At 72.4% G+C, this 19,285-nt stretch carries 18 protein-coding genes; 2 read left to right on the top strand and 16 right to left on the bottom strand.

Translation table 11 applies throughout. The features are described 5' to 3' along the window. Nucleotides 1–3: 3 nt before the first annotated feature. The 16 genes from ACH4D5_RS08645 to ACH4D5_RS08570 all read right to left on the bottom strand — a co-directional run bounded on the left by ACH4D5_RS08645 (nt 4) and on the right by ACH4D5_RS08570 (nt 16,597). Entirely contained in the window at nt 4–2,412 is a 2,409-nt protein-coding gene (locus ACH4D5_RS08645; RefSeq protein ID WP_398300057.1) for a zinc-ribbon domain-containing protein, read from the bottom strand. Nucleotides 2,413–2,594: 182 nt separating this feature from the next. Continuing rightward, nucleotides 2,595–3,290 carry a demethylmenaquinone methyltransferase gene (locus ACH4D5_RS08640; RefSeq protein WP_398300055.1) on the bottom strand — a complete coding sequence of 232 codons (696 nt, stop codon included), beginning with the start codon at nt 3,288–3,290 and terminating at the stop codon, nt 2,595–2,597. Nucleotides 3,291–3,683: 393 nt separating this feature from the next. After that, nucleotides 3,684–4,283, bottom strand: coding sequence for an imidazolonepropionase-like domain-containing protein (locus tag ACH4D5_RS08635; protein WP_398300053.1), 600 nt, complete (start codon nt 4,281–4,283; stop codon nt 3,684–3,686). 9 nt (nt 4,284–4,292) lie between these two features. Then, a complete protein-coding gene (mqnC, locus tag ACH4D5_RS08630; RefSeq protein WP_398300051.1) occupies nt 4,293–5,492 on the bottom strand; it encodes a cyclic dehypoxanthinyl futalosine synthase in 1,200 nt (399 codons plus the stop codon). Nucleotides 5,493–5,604: 112 nt separating this feature from the next. Continuing rightward, the gene (locus tag ACH4D5_RS08625) at nt 5,605–6,324 is read right to left on the bottom strand and encodes a prepilin peptidase (protein ID WP_398300049.1); all 720 of its coding nucleotides are present in this window, start codon (nt 6,322–6,324) and stop codon (nt 5,605–5,607) included. A 10-nt stretch (nt 6,325–6,334) separates the two neighbouring features. Continuing rightward, entirely contained in the window at nt 6,335–9,385 is a 3,051-nt protein-coding gene (locus tag ACH4D5_RS08620; RefSeq protein WP_398300047.1) for a BTAD domain-containing putative transcriptional regulator, read from the bottom strand. 99 nt (nt 9,386–9,484) lie between these two features. Then, the gene (locus ACH4D5_RS08615) at nt 9,485–9,853 is read right to left on the bottom strand and encodes a hypothetical protein (protein ID WP_398300046.1); all 369 of its coding nucleotides are present in this window, start codon (nt 9,851–9,853) and stop codon (nt 9,485–9,487) included. 102 nt (nt 9,854–9,955) lie between these two features. After that, a complete protein-coding gene (locus tag ACH4D5_RS08610) occupies nt 9,956–10,444 on the bottom strand; it encodes a TadE/TadG family type IV pilus assembly protein (protein ID WP_398300044.1) in 489 nt (162 codons plus the stop codon). Next, nucleotides 10,441–10,878: a TadE/TadG family type IV pilus assembly protein gene (locus ACH4D5_RS08605; protein ID WP_398300042.1), complete on the bottom strand. Its 438-nt coding sequence runs from the start codon at nt 10,876–10,878 to the stop codon at nt 10,441–10,443. Before ACH4D5_RS08605 ends, ACH4D5_RS08610 begins: the two co-directional genes overlap by 4 nt. Then, nucleotides 10,878–11,312: a TadE/TadG family type IV pilus assembly protein gene (locus ACH4D5_RS08600; protein ID WP_398300040.1), complete on the bottom strand. Its 435-nt coding sequence runs from the start codon at nt 11,310–11,312 to the stop codon at nt 10,878–10,880. The genes ACH4D5_RS08605 and ACH4D5_RS08600 overlap by 1 nt, the downstream gene beginning before the upstream one ends. 89 nt (nt 11,313–11,401) lie before the next feature. Beyond that, nucleotides 11,402–11,662 carry a hypothetical protein gene (locus ACH4D5_RS08595; protein ID WP_362996635.1) on the bottom strand — a complete coding sequence of 87 codons (261 nt, stop codon included), beginning with the start codon at nt 11,660–11,662 and terminating at the stop codon, nt 11,402–11,404. Nucleotides 11,663–11,727: 65 nt separating this feature from the next. Further along, nucleotides 11,728–12,657, bottom strand: a complete 930-nt coding sequence (locus ACH4D5_RS08590; RefSeq protein WP_398300037.1) for a type II secretion system F family protein — start codon at nt 12,655–12,657, stop codon at nt 11,728–11,730. After that, a complete protein-coding gene (locus ACH4D5_RS08585) occupies nt 12,654–13,703 on the bottom strand; it encodes a type II secretion system F family protein (protein WP_398300035.1) in 1,050 nt (349 codons plus the stop codon). The genes ACH4D5_RS08590 and ACH4D5_RS08585 overlap by 4 nt, the downstream gene beginning before the upstream one ends. Before the next feature lie 7 nt (nt 13,704–13,710). Continuing rightward, nucleotides 13,711–15,021: a CpaF family protein gene (locus ACH4D5_RS08580; RefSeq protein ID WP_398300033.1), complete on the bottom strand. Its 1,311-nt coding sequence runs from the start codon at nt 15,019–15,021 to the stop codon at nt 13,711–13,713. Then, complete coding sequence (locus tag ACH4D5_RS08575; RefSeq protein WP_398300031.1) at nt 15,018–15,854, bottom strand: hypothetical protein; 837 nt, start codon at nt 15,852–15,854, stop codon at nt 15,018–15,020. Before ACH4D5_RS08575 ends, ACH4D5_RS08580 begins: the two co-directional genes overlap by 4 nt. A gap of 17 nt (nt 15,855–15,871) precedes the next feature. Next, nucleotides 15,872–16,597: a hypothetical protein gene (locus tag ACH4D5_RS08570; RefSeq protein WP_398300029.1), complete on the bottom strand. Its 726-nt coding sequence runs from the start codon at nt 16,595–16,597 to the stop codon at nt 15,872–15,874. Between the two features lie 441 nt (nt 16,598–17,038). Between ACH4D5_RS08570 and ACH4D5_RS08565 the strand changes: the two genes are divergently transcribed. Together ACH4D5_RS08565 and ACH4D5_RS08560 are read left to right on the top strand one after the other, a co-directional pair. Beyond that, nucleotides 17,039–18,067 carry a hypothetical protein gene (locus tag ACH4D5_RS08565; RefSeq protein WP_398300027.1) on the top strand — a complete coding sequence of 343 codons (1,029 nt, stop codon included), beginning with the start codon at nt 17,039–17,041 and terminating at the stop codon, nt 18,065–18,067. A 174-nt stretch (nt 18,068–18,241) separates the two neighbouring features. Next, the gene (locus ACH4D5_RS08560) at nt 18,242–19,153 is read left to right on the top strand and encodes a S1 family peptidase (protein ID WP_398300025.1); all 912 of its coding nucleotides are present in this window, start codon (nt 18,242–18,244) and stop codon (nt 19,151–19,153) included. Nucleotides 19,154–19,285: the final 132 nt, after the last annotated feature.

The raw sequence follows: 19,285 nt of genomic DNA, 5'->3' as shown, positions 1-19,285 counted from the left end.
ACCTCACTCCGTGAGCCGCCAGGTGTCGAGGGCCGTCGTGTGCGTCTTCGCGCCCTCTCCCGCGGGCCAGAAGTCCTCGCGCCACGAGAGCTGGATCGCGTACTCCGTGCCGTTCTCCGCGATGTAGCTCTGGTTCAGGGCGTGGATCGTGCGGCCCGCCTCGTCGGTGTACGTGTACTCCCAGAGGGCGCCGTCCCGCCCCTGGAAAGTGTTCTTCTCCATCCGGATGCGCTCGTAGTCCGACTTGTCCGGAGCCGACTTGGTGTGCCGCTCGATGTTCGTGAAGTTCTCGTACGAGGTGTACGGCGCGTCCGTGACGACACCGACGAGGAACTCCTCACGTCCGGTCGACCCCGCATAGGTGATCTGTCCGGGGCGCTCGGGGTTGACGGACTGCCGGGTCCAGCCCTCGGGCACCGCGAAGGAGAAGCCCTCGGGGTCGGTCACCCGGTCGGTCCCCGCGGGGGCCCCGGGACTCTGCGACGTGAGCGGGCCCGGGGTCTCGCTCGGGGTTTGGCTCGAGGTCTCGCTCGGGCTCCCGGCCGGCTCCTCCGACCGGCTGACCGACGGCCTGTCGTCCTTGCCCGCGCCGTCCGCCTTGTCGTCACCGGTGTCCTTCCAGAGCAGGACACCGGCAGTCACCCCGCCCCCGACGACGAGGGCTCCGACGAGCGTGGCCACCCAGACCCCGGCCCCGCCACGCGGCTTGGCCGGGGAGGGCTGCTGCCCGATGTGGACGGTGTGCGGAGCGTACGCGGGCGGCCCGGTGGGTGCCGCGGTCGGCGCCTCGGGTGCCTGCGGCGTGGCCAGCGGTGCCTGTGGCGTGGCGAGCGGTGCGTACGCCGGCGGGGCGGGCGGCTCGCCGCGGCCCGTCATCCGCAGCAGGTACGGTCCGAGCAGCGCGGCCGGGAGGATCCACAGCAGCCCGAACAGGAGCATCTCCGGGACGCTCAGCCCGAGCTCCACGTTCCCGCTTCCGCTGCTGGCGCCGCCGAATCCGGACCCTCCCTCGAAGGCCTGTCCGGACAGTTCGACGCCGAGGCCGCTGAAGCCGGCGAGCAGCAGGAGGAACCCGAAGAAGACGGCGGCGGCGAGGAGTTGCTCGCCGCGGCCCACGCAGCGCCGCGCGGCGAGCACGCCGAGCGTCAGCGCGCAGACCAGGCCGAGCGCCAGCGCGCCGACGATCGCCCAGTCGTTGGTGACGTCGCCCAGTTCGGCGAGGCCGAAGGACTCGCTCTCGCGCCCGCTCCCGTACATCGAGCTGCTGCCGCGCACCGAGGCCTCGGCGCCCGCGCCCCAGCCGATGCCGAGCGCCGTGACCGCGAGGTTCGGCAGGACGAGCAGCGCGACGAGGAGCGGTGAGATGCCGGCGTCCTCGAGGTCGGTGAGGTCGGCCAGGTCGTCGACCTGGGCGAGGCTGACGAAGGCGACGAGCGAGCAGAGCACGAGGACGACGACGAGGGCGCGCAGCGCGGTGCCGGTGGCGCGGACGACGGACTGCGCGCCGGGGCGCGCGGTCAGCCTCGCCCAGGCCGACGGCTGCGCCTGCCCGCCGGACCCTCCTTCGGCCGCCGCCGCGTCCACGCGGTGCAACACCCCGCAGGAGACGGCCAGTCCGAGCACCAGCGCACCCAGCGCGGCGAGGGCCGGGGACGACGACAGCTCGACTCCCTCGATCTCGGGCTGCGCGAAGAGCGCGAGCACGAGCACTCCCACGGTGACCGACAGCGCGACGCGGACGGCCGCTTCGAGGCCGGCGGTGCCGCCACCGCCCTGGACCGCGCCACGGGCCACCAGGCGGTTGCGCAGGACGCGTACGCCGATGACGAGGGCCACGATCCACAGCGCGGTCATGGTGAGCGGGACGAGGTGCAGGGACGCGGTGCCTTCGACCGCGGCCTCCGATGTGTCCGACCCCATCCCGAGGCCGCCGGAGCCGTCGGAGCCGCCGAAGCCCGGCCGCTCCTCACGGCCCGTGAACTCGAAGCCGCCGCCGACGGATTGGAGCAGCAGCGCGAGGGCGACCCGCAGCCGGTCGGTGAAGTCGAAGACGACCTCGTCGTCCTGGCCGTACGTCGGGATCGCCAGCGAGACGGCGCCGATCAGCAGCATCGCGACCGGCCACAGGGCGGCCTGGACGGAGCCGGCCCAGTCCCCGCGGAACGTACGCCCGAAGAAGGCGCCCACGGGTGAGGGGGCGAGGGCGGCGCCCGGGGTGTGGGCGGGTGGTGGTGGTGAGGCGGGCGGTGAGGAGGGGGGTGAGGAGGGCTGTGCCGGCGGTGGTGAGGAGGGCTGTGCCGGGGGTGGTGAGGCGGGCTGCTTCGGCTCGGGAAGGCGTTCGCGCCCGCACTTCATGCAGAAGCGGGCCTCATCGGGGCTGGGCGCCCCGCAGTGTGGGCAGTACGACGCCATCAGGACGCTCCGTGACTCAGGAGTTCAGCAAGGAAAGCGGACCGGCCCATAAGCGCCGCATAAGTAAACGGCAGGGTCGTATCAACGGACACATCTTGCCCGGTGGCCGGTTCCCTTGGGTTCGGGCTGCCTGAGTCTCAACTGGAGCGTTACGAAGCGGGCTTGGTCGGCGGTGCCTGACGTCAGCTCTGCTTGAAGCCGCGGTGCAGTGCCACGACGCCGCCCGTCAGGTTCCGCCAGGCCACCTTCGACCAGCCCGCGTCCTGCAGCAGCGCGGCGAGCGTGGGCTGGTCGGGCCAGGAGCGGATCGACTCGGCGAGGTAGACGTACGCGTCCGGGTTCGAGGAGACCGCGCGGGCGACCGGCGGCAGCGCGCGCATCAGATACTCCTCGTAGACCGTGCGGAACGGCCCCCACGTGGCGTGGGAGAACTCGCAGATCACGACCCGGCCACCGGGCTTCGTCACGCGGTACAGCTCGCGGAGCGCGGCGCCCGTGTCCTGGATGTTGCGCAGCCCGAAGGAGATGGTGACGGCGTCGAAGGTGTCGTCCTTGAACGGCAGCTTCGTCCCGTCGCCCGCCGTGAACGGCATCCAGGGGTGCCGCTGCTTGCCGACGCGCAGCATGCCGAGGGAGAAGTCGCAGGGCACGACGTACGCGCCGGCCTGCGCGAAGGGCTGCGAGGAGGTGGCGGTGCCGGCCGCGAGGTCGAGGACCTTCTGCGCCGGGCGCGCGTCGACCGCCTTGGCGACCTCCTTGCGCCAGAGGCGGGCCTGGCCGAGGGAGAGCACGTCGTTGGTGACGTCGTACCGTTCGGCCACGTCGTCGAACATCGTGGCGACTTCGTGCGGCTGCTTGTCCAAGGAGGCTCGGGTCACCCGGCCATTGTGTCAGGCCGGTCTTCTCTCTTGACGCCGGCCTGGTCGGCCCTGCGCCGCGCTCCCTCGCCTGCGGCGGGCCCCCTCGCGGGAGCGTCTGCCATGGGCGGTTCCCTGGCGGGTGCGGCGTGCGTCGTGGCTTGTCGCGCAGTTCCCCGCGCCCCTGGAAGCGCCTGCGGCGCCTAGCGCGGGAGCGTCTGCCATGGGCGGTCTCCTGGCGGGTGCGGGCCGTCTTGTGGCTGGTCGCGCAGTTCCCCGCGCCCCTGAAGGGGCGCCCCTGACGGAGCGCCGGAGGCGCTTCTAAGGGGCGCGGGGAACTGCGCGAGCGGGCATGATGCGGCCGCAGGCGCCGGACGGCCGGTGTAGGCAGACGGGCTGGCGGGAGCAGACGGGCTAGCGGGCGCGGTAGACGAGTTTGCCTGCCAGCACTGTTGCCACGCAGGTGTGTGCGCCCCTGCGCACCAGCTCCCCGCGGTCCCGTACGTCGAAGACGGCGAAGCGGGCCGGGGCGCCGGGGGTCAGGGGCGGGAGCAGGATCAGGGGGGTCGGGGAGAGGGAGGGCGGGCCGGGGAGGTTCGGCGGGCGGTGGCCCACCGCAAGGCCCGATCGACGGAGCGCGTCCAGGGCGGGACGAGCCCGCAGGTCCCCCGCCACCGCCACCGTCCCGTGCGCCAGCATCCGCTGCACCCCGCGCCGCGCACTCGCGCCCAGGAGCGACGGGTCGGCGCGGAAGAGCGCCCGGGCCCGCTCCCCGCCGATGGGCTCCGTGCCGAGCCGGTCGGCCTCGCGCGGATCCGGGTGGTAGGTGACTTCGAGGAGTTCGGGCGCGTACGGGTTGAGCAGGCCCGGCGTGAGGATGCCGGGCCAGCGGCGGACGCGGGCGGCCGGGTGCGCCGCGGCCAGCTCCTCGTGCGGGCCGACGGCGGCGACCCGCGCGCCGTCGACCAGGACCGCCGCCTCCGGTGAGTGTTCGGCGACGTGGAGGGTGAGCAACAGGGGGCCTCAGTTCGTGGCGAGGAGCTTCAGCTCGGGGTGCGCCGTGCCGCCCTCGATCGCCGTGGACGAGATGTGCGAGGCGACGCGGTCGTCGACCGGGTCGTTCGCCGGGTCGTCGTGCACGACCAGGTGCTCGTACGTGGTGGCGCGCTGCGCCGGGACCCGGTCCGCCGTACGGATCATGTCGATCATCTCGCGGAGGTTCGAGCGGTGCTTGGCGCCCGCCGACGAGACGACGTTCTCCTCCAGCATCACCGAGCCCAGATCGTCCGCTCCGTAGTGGAGGGTGAGCTGGCCGGCCTCCTTGCCCGTCGTCAGCCAGGAGCCCTGGATGTGCGCGACGTTGTCGAGGAAGATCCGGGCGATCGCGATCATCCGGATGTACTCGAAGATCGTCGCCTGCGTACGGCCCTTGAGGTGGTTGTTCTCGGGCTGGTACGTGTACGGGATGAAGGCCCGGAAGCCTCCCGTCCGGTCCTGTACGTCGCGGATCATCCGCAGGTGCTCGATGCGCTCGGCGTTGGTCTCGCCCGTGCCCATCAGCATGGTGGAGGTGGACTCCACGCCCAGGTTGTGGGCGATCTCCATGATCTCCAGCCAGCGCTCGCCGGACTCCTTGAGGGGGGCGATCGCCTTGCGCGGGCGGGCGGGCAGCAGCTCGGCGCCCGCGCCCGCGAAGGAGTCGAGGCCCGCGGCGTTGATCCGCCGGATCGCCTCGTCGACGGAGACCTTGGAGATGCGGGCCATGTGCTCGACCTCGGACGCGCCGAGGGAGTGGATGACCAGCTGCGGGAAGTTCTTCTTGATGGCGGAGAAGTGCTCTTCGTAGTACTCGACGCCGTAGTCCGGGTGGTGGCCGCCCTGGAACATGACCTGGGTGCCGCCCAGCTCGACGGTCTCCGCGCAGCGGCGCAGGATGTCGTCGAGGTCGCGGCTCCAGCCCTTCTTCGTGTCCTTCGGAGCGGCGTAGAAGGCGCAGAACTTGCACGCCGTCACGCAGACGTTCGTGTAGTTGATGTTGCGCTCGATGATGTACGTCGCGATGTGCTCCGTACCGGCGTAGCGGCGGCGGCGCACGGCGTCGGCGGCGGCTCCCAGCGCGTGCAGCGGGGCGTCCCGGTAGAGGTCGAGCGCCTCTTCCGGAGTGATCCGCCCACCTGCGGCGGCGCGGTCGAGGACGGACTGAAGGTCGGCCTTCTCGGTCACCGGGGCGTCCCTTTCGTAAGTTTCGTAAGGGTTGTGGACGGACCAAGCCAGCGTACGCCAGCACCCTCCGCCGCCCGACGCGGGCTCGGAGCCGGGGCCATGGCACAGGCTCTCAGGCCGCGTACGACCCGAGCAGCAGCCCCACGAACGCGCCGCCGATCAGGAAGGGACCGAAGGGGATCGCCGTCTTGCGCCCGGCCCGGCGGGCGACGACGAGCCCGGCCCCGTACAGCGAGGCGAGCAGGAACCCGGCGAAGGTGCCGAGCAGCAGCACGCCCCACCCGTACCAGCCGAGCACCGCCCCCAGGGAGAGGGCCAGCTTCACGTCGCCGAAGCCCATGCCGTTGGGGTTGATGAGGAACAGTACGAAGTAGGCGCCGGCCAGCGCGAGCGCTCCGTACAGCGCGCCGAGCCAGGAGCCGCCCGACTCCGGCACCAGCGCGGCGCCCCCGAGCAGTGCGAGCGCGGCGCCCGCGAGCGGCAGCGTGAGCACGTCAGGGAGCCGGTGCACGGTGAAGTCGACGAGCGCGAGCAGCACGCCGAAGGGCGCGAGCAGCAGCCAGACGGCCAGCTCGGGCCGCGCACCGGTGGTCGCGGCGAGCGCGGCGCAGACGAGGGCGGTGGTGGTCGCGACGGCCGAGGTCCGGGGTCCGTACCAGCCGCCCTGGGAACAGTGGGCGAGCCCGGTCCAGGAGCCGATGGGCCGCCCCTCGGGAGTCTCGGACCGCCACCGCTCATCGGGCGGTACGGAGAGCCGGTAGGCGGCCCGGGGCACGAAGAGGCCCGCGAAGGCGCCCCATAGGGCGCCACCGAGGACGAGGATCAGCAACAAGAGCGCAGCCTCAGCCGGCCGACGCGGTCAGCCCGCTGCGCCAGGTCGGCAGGAGCTCGTCGAGCAGCGCCTCCGTGCGCGGCGGCAGCCCGCGCGCACCGCTGCGGGCGACCAGGTCGGCCGCCACCTGCTGGAGCCGGGCCGGGTCCTCCGTCGCGTGCGTGGCGCGGAGCAGCTCGTTCCAGAGTCGCTCGTCGCCGGGCGCCGAGCCCATCGCCGCGTTGAGCGCCTCGATGGCCTTCTCCGCGCGCCCCTTCTCCAGGTGGAACTCCGACAGGGCGAGGCCGATGTCGGCGACGAGCAGCGGCAGCTGGGCGTCGATGATCTCGTGCGTGAGCCAGCCGTACCGCCCCTGCGGCCGGTCGGCGAGCAGCGGCCCGCGGACGAGGACCAGCGCGTCGGTGAGCATCCGGCCGCGCACGGCACGGTTGCCGGCGCCGCGCCCCTGCGTGGCCTCGTGGTACAGCGACCGCAGCACGTCCAGGTCGGACACGACGGACTTGGCGAGCGTGAGCCGCCCGGTCCGGTCGGCGCGCAGCCGGGGCGACCCGTCGGGGTCGGTGCCGAGCCAGTCGCGGAGCCGCTCGACGAGCGCGTCCCGCACGTCCTCGGTGACGCCGCGCGGCCACAGCGCGGAGGCGAGCACGCGCGGGTGCACCCCTTCGCGGTGCAGCAGGAGCAGCGCGAGCGCCTCGTGCATGAGCGCACTGCGTTCCCCGTCGGGGGTCTCCAGGCCGATGATCTCGTACGTGCCGACGAGGCGGGCGTAGACCGCGGGCCGCCCCTGCTCGGTGACGTCGACGAGGAACGGCGGAGCGGCGCCCGTGGGGCCGTCGTCCGGTCCCGTGGGGTTGCCCGGGCCCTCCGGGTCGGCGTCCGTGAAGAGCTGCACGACGGCGCGCTGCTGGGCCTCGGGCAGCGTCTGCGCGGCCAGTTCGAGCCCGAGGAGCGGCGCGAGCAGCTTGCCGTCGCGGGTGATCTCCATCTCCCAGGCGGCGCCGGGCAGGTCCCCGGACTCCGTGCCGACCAGGTAGCCGATGCCGAGGCGGGAGGCGTCCGCGGCGAGTTCGGCGAGCTTGACCGCGTCCTCGGCGCTCGGCTCGGCGGCGAGCAGCACGAGGTGCGGGGCCCAGCGGGTGTGCTGGGCGGGGCCGGTGCGGCCGGTGAGCACGGAGTCGTGTCCGGCGGCGCCGAGCGCGCCGCGCCGCTGCCGCGTCTCGGCTTCCATCGTCTCGATGAGGGCCTCGACGTCCTCCAGGTGCCGCAGCCGGTTGGGCGCGAGCGGGGTGAGGTCCTGGCCGAAGCCGACGACGGTGATGGTCATGCGGTCCGACCAGCCGTTGGTGGCGAGTTCGGCGGCGACGGAGGCGAAGACGGCGGCGCGGTCGGCCCGGCTGCCGCTCAGCGAGACGATGCCGGGCACGGCCTCCAGGTTGAGGAGCAGCCGCGAGTCGTCCAGGGTGCCCAGGCAGACGAGGCCGGGGTAGGGCGCGGCGGTGTCCACGGGCTCGTACCGCTCGGCGTCGGCGCGCGACAGCATCCAGAACGTCTGGTCCTGGCCCAACTGCCAGGGCGCGGGCGGCCGTCCGGCGGGCTGGGCGAGCTGCAGGTGCAGGGCGCCGTTGCTCAGCCAGGCCGCGTACACGGTCGGCAGGGCGCGGTTCTCCTCGGCGAGCGACGCGGCGAGCCCGCGCAGCGACAGGTCGAGCAGCCGTACGCCCTCGGGGTCGGCGCCCACGAGCAGCGCGTCCTGCACGTCGGCGGCGTCACCGGTCGGCGTCGGCGGCTGCATGCCGCCGCGCCCGCCGACCGCGCCCATGGCCGACTGCCACAGGGCGTGCCGGCGACGGCGGCCGAGCGCGCCGAGCAGGCCGGCGGCGAGGAGGGGCGCGCCGAGGAGGGCCTCGGGCAGCCCGAAGTCGAAGCCCTCCGACTGGGTGCCGTCGCTGGCGGCGGGGGTCTCCGGAGTGGCGGGGGCCTGCGGCATGGCGGGCTTCTCGGGGGCGGCGGGCCGCTGCTCGGGGAGGGCGATGTGCGCGGTGTCGCGGTCGACGGAGGAGCCGCCGCCCTGCTGTCCGCCGCCCTGCTCCTGGCCGCCGCCCTGCTCCTGGGCGCCGCCCCCTTGCTGGCCCTGGCCGCCGGTCCTGGAGTAGTCGGAGATCTGCTCCTTGACGTCCTTGGAGACCTTGGGCGCCTCGTCGGGCATCTCGACGAGCTCGCCGCCGTACGCGTCCGCGGGCATCTCCATGATCCAGCCGGGCCGGATGAGGCTGGCCTCGGAGAGCTTCGAACCGTCGGGCTGCTCACGGTCCTTGTTGAGCTGGTAGATCTCCTTGTACCGGCGGCCGTCGCCCAGGTGCCGCTCGGCGACCTCCCACAGTGAGTCGTGGTGGCGCCCCTCGGGCGGCTGGATCCGGTAGTACTTCGTGTCGCCGTCCTTGGCGGTGCTGCCGCCGTCGGCGCGCGCGGCGGCCTGGTCGGCCTGGGCGGCGACCGCGTCGGCGGCGCTCGCCGCGGCCTGCCCCTCCTGCCCGAAGAGGCCGGGGGTCTGCTGGGCGCTCGCGGCGGACGCGGGCTTCTGGTTCCCCTCGAGCGACTGCCCGAACTGCGAGAGCCCCGGCGCGAAGCTGGCGGCGGTGGCGCCCACGAGCAGCACGGTGGCGACCAGCTGCCGCGCGAGCATCTGACTGCCGCCGGCACCCGGCACCCGGCCCGGAATGCCGACTCCGGAGAGCGCGGCCTTTATCTCGACGAGCACGCAGGCGGTGAACTGCGCCCAGGCGAACCAGACGACGACAGTCAGTACGTTGATGAACGTGCTGACCGTGATCTCCTGCTGGAGCCAGCTCAGCGACGGCGCACCGCCAGGCAGCGGCCACCCCACGAAGACGACGAGGGCCCCGGGCACACCGACGAGCAGCACGAGCAGCGCGACGAACGCGAGGAAGGCCTTGACGAAGTCCCCGAGGCTGCGCCGGCGCCGCGGCAGCGGCTGCGGCGTCCGGTTCCGCGGAGACTGCGGGTTCGGCGGGCTCGTCGAGCGTGATGTGGTGCGCGCCATGGCAGGTGTCCTGGTGTCCTGTGGGGAGGGAAGTGGGTGGGCGGAGGGGCAGAGAGGCCGGGGAGAACTATGAGGTGATGGTACGGAAGGGGCCGGAGGTCAGTCGGTGCCGGAGACCTTGCCCTTTCCGTCGCCCTTGCCACCGCCCTTGCCGGCCTTTCCTTCCTTCACCGCGTCGTTCACCTTCTTGGTCAGGTCGTCGTCCAGCTTCTTGAACTCGCGGACGACCGCGTCGGACAGGTCGGCGAGCTGGTCCAGTTGCTGGCCGATGTCCTCGCGGCCGTCCTCCCAGTTGGACTCGAAGTCCTCCAGGGAGTCGTAGACGCCGCCGTCGCCGATGTCGTCCTTGTAGGACTCGAAGGTCTTCTTCGTACGGTTCATCCGGGTCTTGATGGAGCGCAGCCGGCTGCCGTAGTCCTCCAGGTCGGTGAGTGGGATCGTGAGGTCGCTCTTGCCCTTGCCGCCCATTTCCGTTGTCCCCTCCCTGAGTTGTTCTGCTGCCGGCCGCCGATGCCGCCGGATACCGATGCCGCCGGATACCGATGTCGCCGGATACTGATGACGCCGGGGTCAGCCGACCTCGTTCTCCGCCACCGCGCGCCCCTTCACCGTGACGTCCCCGCCGTAGAACATGCCGGTGAAGACGGGGCTGTACGTCATCTGGACCTCGACCTCGACCTGTTCGGTGCTGGCGGTGACGCAGTGGGTGTTGGCCACGTCCGCGCCCGTGAGTCCCGCCTCCTCCACGAAGGCCTTGACCCGGGCGCCGCAGTTCTCGTAGTTGATGGGCGCGCCCTTCACGCCCTCGTAGATGTCCTCGAGCTGGAGGTCCTGCGCGGCGTAGCGCGCGGCCTGTTCCGCGATGTCCGCGGCGCGCTCCCGTTTGGAGATGGAGAGCCCGCCGTCGATGACGAACGCCGCGAGCGCCAGGAAGACGAGGCCGAAGATGATGACGGCGCCGGCCCCCGAGCCCCGGTCGTCGAGGCGTGCGCGCCGGGACGCGGCCCAGTCGCCCACGGCGGTACGGACAAGGCTCTGCGTCGCCCTGTGGGGTGTCACGCCGACCTCCGGTACGGGTCCAGCGGTGAGCTGAAGGTGGCCTCCAGCGTCGTCGGGATGTCCAGGCCCAGCATGGCGAGACCCCTGACCTCACAGCTGACTTCCACCGTGAAGAACGGGTCGACCTTCTCGTCGAAGCCGGTGCTCTTCTGGACGACCGAGACCGGGCCCGAGCAGACGTCGGCGAGGTTCGCCCGTGCCGCCTTGCGCGCCTCGGCCAGCGCGGTGCCGTGTTCCTTCTGGATCGATCCGGCGCGTGCCGCGTCGCGGGCCGCGCTGTCGATGGCGCCCCGGCCGTCGACGAGCTGGCCGAAGGCGACCAGGACCAGGATGAAGAGGATCATCACCGGGGCGAGGATCACGACCTCGACGGTCGACAGGCCCCGGTCGTCGCTGAGGCGGCGGACCGCCGCCGCGGCGCGGAAGTTCCGCATCAGCCGTTCTCCTCCACGAACCGCTCCACGGGCCCCGCCGACCGCGCGTGCACGTCCAGGTCGAGCCCGGGGAAGACCGTGGGGACCCGGGCGGTGATCTCCACGCCGACCGTGTTCTGCTCCGGCTGGATCGTCTTCACGTCGGGTCCGAGCACCAGCTTCGGGCCGAGCTGGCGGATGTAGTCGTCGGCGGCGTCCCGCGCCTCGCCCCGCCAGCCGCCGGGATTCTCGTCGGCCATCGCGCGGGCCTTGCGGGCGCCCGCCTGCGCCGCCGCCTGGGCGACGTGGTCCGCGAAGAAGTACAGCGCGAACTGCACCGTCGCGAAGATCATGAAGAACAGCACCGGGGTGAGCAGCACGAACTCGATCGCGGTCATGCCGGACTCGCCGCGGGCGGAGGCGGCCTCCACCCTGCGGCGTATGAATCCCCGCATCCCCCGGGGCGCCTGTTCCCCCCGGGATCCCCGCGATCCCCGCACCCGAACCCCGTCGCCTTTCACGATGTGATGCCGCGTACGGCCCGTCAGCAGGTGCTGCCGGCGTCCGCGCCCTCGATGCAGTCGCTGACCTTGTCGGCGCCGCCCTTGAGCGCGGCGTTGATGACGGCGGCCACCACGCCGACGATCGCCACGACGACGGCCGAGATGATGACCCACTCGACCGCGGACGCGCCCCGGTCCAGCTCCCCGGAGCGGGCGCGCTGGACGCGCCCCTGGAGGAAGGTGATCATGAAGTCGAGCCCCGGGACACCGGTGCTGAAGTTACGTCCGTTCTGGCTGTCCATGGTGAGTTGTCCTCTCAGATGTGGTGGGGGGAAGAAGCGCCGGCCCCCGTTGTCGCCGACGCCGTCTAGACCTGGAACACGCGCATCGCCGCCGGGAAGATGAGGAAGACCAGGAAACCCGCGCACAGGAGCAGCTGCGCGACCAGCATCGACTGGGATTTCTCGCCCGCACTGCCCTCGATCTCGGCCAGTTCGCGGTGTCGCATCGTCTCCGCGCGGGAGGCGAGCGACTCGCGCACCTTCGCGCCGTCGTCCGCCACCAGCGCCAGGGACGCCGACAGGTCCTTCAGCTCTTCCACGCCCAGTTCCTCGCCGAGCGAGCCGAGGGCCTGCCACTGGCTGACGCCGGTGATGCGGGCGTCGGCCAGCGCGCTTCGGATGCGTTGCGTCGCCCATCCGTCGGAGACTTCCGCCGCCGCCATGAGCGCCTCGGGGAGGCCGCGGCCGCCCGCGAGGCTCATCGACACCAGGTCCAGATAGGCGCCGATGACGCGGCGCAGGTCGCGCCGCTTTTCTGCCGCGTCCCTGCGTACTTCGAGGTCCGGCAGGAAGAAGAAGAGAGCGCCGAACATCAGCGCGAGCCAGACCGGGATGATCGGGCTGCGGCCGATGCCGAGCGTGTAGACGACGGCGAAGAGGAACGGGCCGAAGAACACGCCGGCCGCGGCGAGCAGCACCTTCGTCGCGAGGAACTTCTCCCAGCTGCGGTCGAGGACCGCCAGGTCGGCCCGGAGCGACCGCTGCTCCCAGCCCTGCTGGAGGTAGAACTCGGAGACCCGCGCGCCCACCCGGCCGCGCAGCGTGCCGAACCGGCCGGGGCTCTCCGTGTCGGACGTCGCCCGGTGCGACTCGTACGCCGCGCCGCGCGCCCGCATCGCGTCGATGCGGGCGACCGTCGCGACGGCGCTGCGCTTCGACGGCATCAGGGCGCGGACGAGGGCGAAGACGCCGAGGCCGAGGATCGCGCCGATCACCACCGGCATCGTCAGGCTCATCGACGTACCCCCTCGGACGGGTTGGTGTAGCCGGGCACGACCTGCGGGGCCGCGCCCGGGCGGCCGAACTGCGGGGCCTGCTCGGGGCCGCCGGGCACGGGCGTGCCGCCGGGGCCACGGGGACGTACGAACTGCACGCCCGGCTCGTCCCTGACCAGGAAGCGGTCCGGCGTCTCCACCGTCGACAGCTTCCGCAGCCACCAGAAGCCCAGCGCGAACAGCGCGCACACCATGGCGAGCACGAGCTGGCCGACGGGCGTGCCGTACGGCTCGACGAACTCGCGGTTGAAGATGGACAGGCCGAGGACGAACGCGATCGAGACGGCGACCACGATCTGCACCGAGCGGCGGGTCGAGGCGCGCTGCGCCATGACGCGCTGGCGCATGTCGACCTCTTCGCGCGCCGACTTGGCGAGCGCGCCGAGGACCTGGCGCAGGCCGGGCCCGCGCAGCTTGGCGTTGAGGATGAGGGCGGCGACGATGATGTCCGCCGACGCGTCGTCGATCTCGTCGGCCAGTATCTGCAGCGCCTCCGGGAGCGGGGTGCGGGCGCGGAGGCGGTCCACCAGGGCGTCCAGGTGGGGGCGGAGCACCGGGGCGGCGGCCCGCGCGGAGGCGGGGATCGCCTGCTCCAGACCGACCGCTCCCGCGATCGTGTCGCGCAGCGACTCCGTCCAGGCGGCGAGGGCCTCGACACGCTTCATCTGGGCGCGCTCCTCGGCTGCGCCGCCGAACAGCTTGTCCCAGAAGAAGACGAGGATGCCGGAGGCGATGCCCGCCACGGCCCAGCGGGTGAGGAGGAGGACGACCAGGCCCACACCGATCGCCGCCGAGCCGCGCCGGCCGACGAAGCGGACCAGTTCGTTCGCGCGCTCGCTGGCGCGGTGCTTCTCGTGCGCGGGCTTGGGCGGCAGGCCGCGGAGGGCGACGGCGAGCAGCGCGATGCCGCCGCCGGCGGCGACGCCGCAGCCGAGCGCGTACAGGACGGGCAGCGAGAACAGCCCGCCCATGGAGCCGAGGCCGCCCTGAGCGGCGAGTGTGTTCATGTCGTGCTCACCCCCACTGCCCGGCGGGGCGGTAGCCGAACGCGGCCAGGTCGTCCATGCAGGCGATCGGCGCGTGCGCGACGACCCGTCCGTCGGGGGCCTCCGCGAAGACCTCGCTGGACAGGACGCGGCCGTCGACGCCGTTGACCTCGCGGACGGAGGTCACCATGCGCTGGAGCTTGCCGCCGGACTGGTAGTTGTTGCGCCGCTGGATGAAGACGACGAAGTTGACCGCTCCCGCGACGAGCATCTGACTCGCCTCGATGGGCAGCCGCTCGGACGCCTGCAACGCGTACGTGGAAATACGGTTGAAGACCTCGCTGGAGCTGTTGGCGTGGATCGTGGAGAGCGAGCCGTCGTTGCCCTGCGACATCGCGTTCAGCATCGTCACGATCTCGTCGCCGAGCACCTCACCGACGATGACGCGGGAGGGGTTCATGCGCAGCGACCGGCGGACCAGCTCGGCCATGGTGATCTCGCCCTGGCCCTCGGAGTTGGGCAGCCGCTCCTCGAACGCGACGACGTTCGGGTGCAGGTCGGCGAACTGGTCGAGGCCGAGTTCGAGGGCGCGCTCGACGGTGACCAGGCGCTCGTGCGGCGGGATCTCGTTGGCGAGGGCGCGCAGGAGCGTGGTCTTTCCCGCGTTGGTCGCGCCCGCGATCATGATGTTCTTGCGGGCGCGGACGGCGCAGGCCAGGAAGTGCCCGATCTCCGGGGTCAGGGTCCCGTTCCCCACCAGGTCCGACATGAAGACCTTGCCCATGCGGGCGCGGCGGATGGAGAGCGCGGGGCGGCGCGTGACGTCCATGACGGCCGACAGACGCGAGCCGTCGGGCAGCCGCAGGTCGAGCTGCGGGTTGGCGGAGTCGAAGGGGCGCGACGACAGGCCGGAGTACGCGCCGAGCACCTGGATCAGCTCGACGAGCTCCTCGTCGGTCTCGGCGACCGGGTCGGCCTTGGTCTCGCGGCCGTCGGCGTATCCGACGAAGACCTGGTCGCAGCCGTTGATGTCGATGTTCTCGACCTCGGGGTCGTCGAGCAGCGGCTGGAGCCTGCCGACGCCGAAGAGCGCGGCGTGCACGGCGGCCGCGTACTGCTCCTCGGTCTCCGCGTCGAGGGGGGTGCGCCCGGCGTTGATCTCCGCGCGCGCGTACTCCTCCAGGATCTGCGCGATGACGGCGCGGGCGTAGTGCCGCTCGTCCTCGCCCGACATCGGGGTGACGCCGGAGACCTGGTCGAGGCGGCGCTGCTCGGCGATGCGGTCGCCGGCGTCCTGCCGGAACCGCTTGACGAGCTGGTGATCGACGGGTGCGCTCATCGGCCCGTCCCCGGCTGCTGCGCGACGGGGTTGGTCCAGGCGGCGCCGTACTGCTGGTACAGGTCGACGGTCACCTTGCGGGCGGAGCGGATGAGCAGCGACTTGTCGAGCCGGCCGCGGCGGCGGCCCGCCAACTGGTCGGAGCCCGCCGGATCGTCGGCCAGCGTGCCCACGACGCGGGCGCCGGTCTGCGCGGCCATCAGCATGTCGTTGACCTGGTGGACGAGCTTGGCCGATGCCGAGGGGTCCGCGATCAGGAGGACGCCGATGAGGGGCTGCGCCAGGGACGCGGCGCCGCGCGGGCCGCCGTGCAGCTTGGCGGCGAGGGCCGCGGCGCGGTCGCGGACGCGCGCGATCGCCTCGGGCTCGGTGCGCGACACGAGCAGTACGAGCGCCGCGTGCGGGAACAGCTCGACGGCCGGCCCGTCGCCGCTGATCCGGCCGCAGTCGGCTATGACGTCGGCGGGCGCGTGCGGCGAGTCGGCGAGCTGGGAGAAGGCACGGCCGAGCGTGGGCCAGAGCCCGGCGAGGCCGGCGGCCTGCTCGGCGATGCCGAGCCCGACGAGCACTTCGAGCCCGCCGCTCAACGGCTGGGTGTGGTCCCAGAGTTGGTCGGGCACGAGGCCGCGGCGCGCGGTGGCCGCGATGCTGAGCATTCCGGTGTTCGGGTTGAGGGGTCCGCCGTGCGCGGCGGCACTGCGGTAGACCAGGTCGCCGCCGGCCGGGTCGGTCTCCGCCACGAGCACGCGGCGCGGCCAGACGGCGGCCAGCGCGACCGCGGCGGTGGTGACGCCGGGGGATCCCTTGTCGGCGGCGAGAGCGATGAGCGCCATGTCTCTTGTACTCGCCTTTAGTTGGTGTCGTCGGAGACGCGGGCCACGACGGCCTTGCCCTCGGAGGCCGCACTGGCCAGGGCCGCGGCTTCCTCCTGCGGGACGAGGAGGGTGATGTTGAGGTTGCCGGTGCTCACCGTGGCGTCGCTCTTGGCCGCGATGGTGTTCACCTTGGCGCCGCTGACCAGCGGGGAGCCGCTCGTCGAACCGCTGCTGCCGCTGCTCGACCCCTTGCCGGTGGAGGTGCTGGACAGGACCGGGTAGACGGAGACGGTGTCGCCGGGCTTCAGGTCGGAGGGGTACTGGCCCTCCTTGAGGGAGAGGCCGACGGAGGCCTTGCCCGCGGGCAGACCGCTCTTGGCGCCGAACATCTCGCCGACGGCGACGGTGCCGGCGGGGATGGTGCTCTTGGCCTTGAGCTTGCTGAGGGCCTCGGCCTTCTCCCACGGCACGTAGTTGATGGACTCGTCCTCGGCGACCATCACGGACTTGATGTTCCCGTTGACGACGGGCGACTCACCGGCCGGGATCTCCTTGACCACCTTCACGACCTCGATGCGGTCACCGGCGCGCAGCACGAGCACGGTGGCGCCGAGGGCACCGACGAGGATGAGGAGGACGGCGAGGGCGGCAAGTGCCGGTTTGCGCTCGCGAGGCGGCGCGGGAAGGCGCTCACCGACTCCCGGCTGAACCGGTGCGGCAGAACGGCTGGTGCCCGCCCCCGTACGCTCCTGGATCTTCACGCAACTGCTCCCCGCACACCCAAGAAGATTCGGTCAAATTCCGTCATTTGTGACACTCGCGGCTTTGTCGCCGCGTCCCGGACGGGCCATTCAGCCCCAGGTCCAGTGTCAAGTCATCGCACCGTATCAGCAGCACATAAGCCCCTCAAGGCGCGTTAAAGATCGCGAACCTCACAGCTCTCATCGTTATGCATGCGCAATCCACGCCGCTTCGTTGCTCCTTGAAGCGCGCAGAGTTTCCGCCCCTTTCCGAAGGTGGGTATGTGTGCGTACGCGAAGTGCGGTGCCGCGCACGGACGGCATCGCATCAGGCACCACACCAGGCACCGCACTACGCGCCGTGCCATGATCCGTCAGCCTCAAGGATGACGCCTCGGGGTGCGGGTCCGGTTCCCGCCCGCATCACTTGCCGCCTGACTCGTGAAGGGACACGGCTCCCCCATGGACACCCCCACCGAACACCCCTCACTCCTCCCCATAACCCACGCAACTCTCGCCGCGGATCCCCGACTTCTGGCGGCCGTACGGGAGGTCGGCGCCCGGCACGGCTTCGACTACACGGACGACGCGGCGACGGCGGCACTCCTGGCGGAGCGCGGGAAGGCCGTGCGCGGAGCGGGGCGCAGCGCCCCGGGCTGGCTGGGCCTGCTGGCGATCCTCGCGGGTGTCTGCTGGCCGTTCGTCGCCTCCGAGGCCGCCGCCCTGGCGGAGCAGCCCCGGGCCGCCGTCCTGCTCGGCCCGGCGGTGCTCCTCCTCGGGGTCGGCGGCTGGCTCTGGGTGCTCGTGTGGCGCCGGTGGAAACGGGAGTTGCGGCACCCGCTCCTGACCGGGTACCGCGAGGTAATCGGCCTCGCGCAGGCGCACGGGGCGCCGGTGACGCACGTACCGGACTGGCTGGTGGGCCGCTCGGAGGGGAGGGGCGGGGAGGGGGCTGCACCGATTCCTTCGTACGCGGAGGTGACCCCTCTTGCGGAGGTGGCCCCTCTTCCGGAGGGCGAAGCCGCACCGACGCCCCCACCCGCCCCTACCGCTGCCGCTGCCGCTGCCGCTGCCGCTGCCGCTACAAACTGCGCCATTCCCCCCAAACCGTCGACTGTCACGGCATATGAGGCGACAGCGGACCAGGGCGGCTGGCACGACGAGGCGGGCTGGATCCTCCTGTTCGCGGGCGGGGCCGGCGTCGCCTGGGGCTACACGCAGGACGCGCCGGTCGGCTACCTGGCAGTTCTGCTCATCCCGTTGGCGATCGTGACGTGGCTGGCGGGCAGCCGTCAGGGCAAGGAGAAGCAGGAGTTGCGGGACGCGGCGGTGGCGTACGTACGGGCACTCGCGGCCGCGCAGGCGGCAGGGGCACGGGCGCCGGAACTGTCGCCAGTGTTGCGGAAGTTGCTGGCGGAGGAATCGGCCGGCGCCGGGGAACGCCCCGGGGGAACCGACGAAACGCCGGCACCCGGCCGCGCGGCGGAGTGAACCCGCACGGTGCATTCCCCCTCTCTCCTTTCAGCGCGAGGGGAACCGTGCGAGATAATTGAACGGCTGACCAAATCCCGTTCGGGTCAACACCGTTGACCGCATTCTGGTCCGGACCTTTCGCGCGCCCAGTGAATACGCAATTCCTGCCGTACGAAAGAGAAGCCACCCCCCATGCGTGACAAGAGAACCCCCACCACCCCCACCACCCCCACCACCCCCACCACCCGGGCACGCCGGACCTCCGTCGCCGCGGGCCTCGCCGCGACCACCGCCGCCCTGGCGATGGTCGCCACCTCCGCACCGGCCGCGCACGCGATCATCGGCGGCACCGAAGTCCCGAACGACTCCTACCCCTTCATGACGGCGGTCCTGGACAAGGGCGCGGGCAGCGCGCGTGACCGTCAGTTCTGCGGGGCGAGCCTGGTCACGCCGGACACGGTCGTGACGGCGGCGCACTGCCTGGTCGACGAGGCGGGCAAGCCGGTCAAGGCGAAGACCCTGCAGGTGGCGGTGGGCCGTACCGTCCTGTCCTCCCGCCAGGGCCAGATACGCAACATCGCCAAGAACGGCGTGGTCGTGCACCCCCGCTACCTCAAGGGCAAGGAGGCGTACGACGTCGCCTTCCTCCAGCTGGAGAAGCCGGTCCGCGGCATCTCCGCGGTCGCCCTCCCCACGCAGGGCACCGACGCGCTGATCCGTCCGGGCCAGAAGGCGACGGTCGCGGGCTGGGGCAACACGGACACGGAGCTGACCCACACGCCCGACCGCCTGCGCCAGGTGAGGGTCCCGATCCTCTCCCACGCGGAGTGCGGGACGAGCTACAAGGAGTACGACGCGAAGGTCAACTTCTGCGCCGGCGTGGAGACGAAGGACTCCTGCCAGGGCGACAGCGGCGGCCCCATCTTCCGCAAGGTCCCCGGCCGCGAGGCCCCGATCCTGATCGGCGTCGTCTCCTACGGCGACGGCTGCGGCGCGCAGGGCGCACCCGGCGTCTACACGTCCCTCAGCTCGGACAAGCTGTGGAAGACGCTGGACGAGTCGCGGTCGGGCAAGAAGATCAAGCGGGCGTTGAACCGCCGCTGACACGGATGACGGCGTGGGGGGGGGGGGGCCGCCCCCCCCCCCCCCCCCCCCCCCCCCCCCCGCGCGGGCCCCCCCCCCCCCCCCCCCCGGCCGGGGGGAGGCGGGCCCGCGCCCCGGGCGGCACGCCGGCAC

The sequence above is a fragment of the Streptomyces sp. NPDC018029 genome (genome assembly GCF_044327655.1).
In the GTDB taxonomy this organism is placed as follows: domain Bacteria; phylum Actinomycetota; class Actinomycetes; order Streptomycetales; family Streptomycetaceae; genus Streptomyces.
Note: the sequence above shows the minus strand (reverse complement) of the source record. Positions and strands in the feature narration are given on the sequence as shown.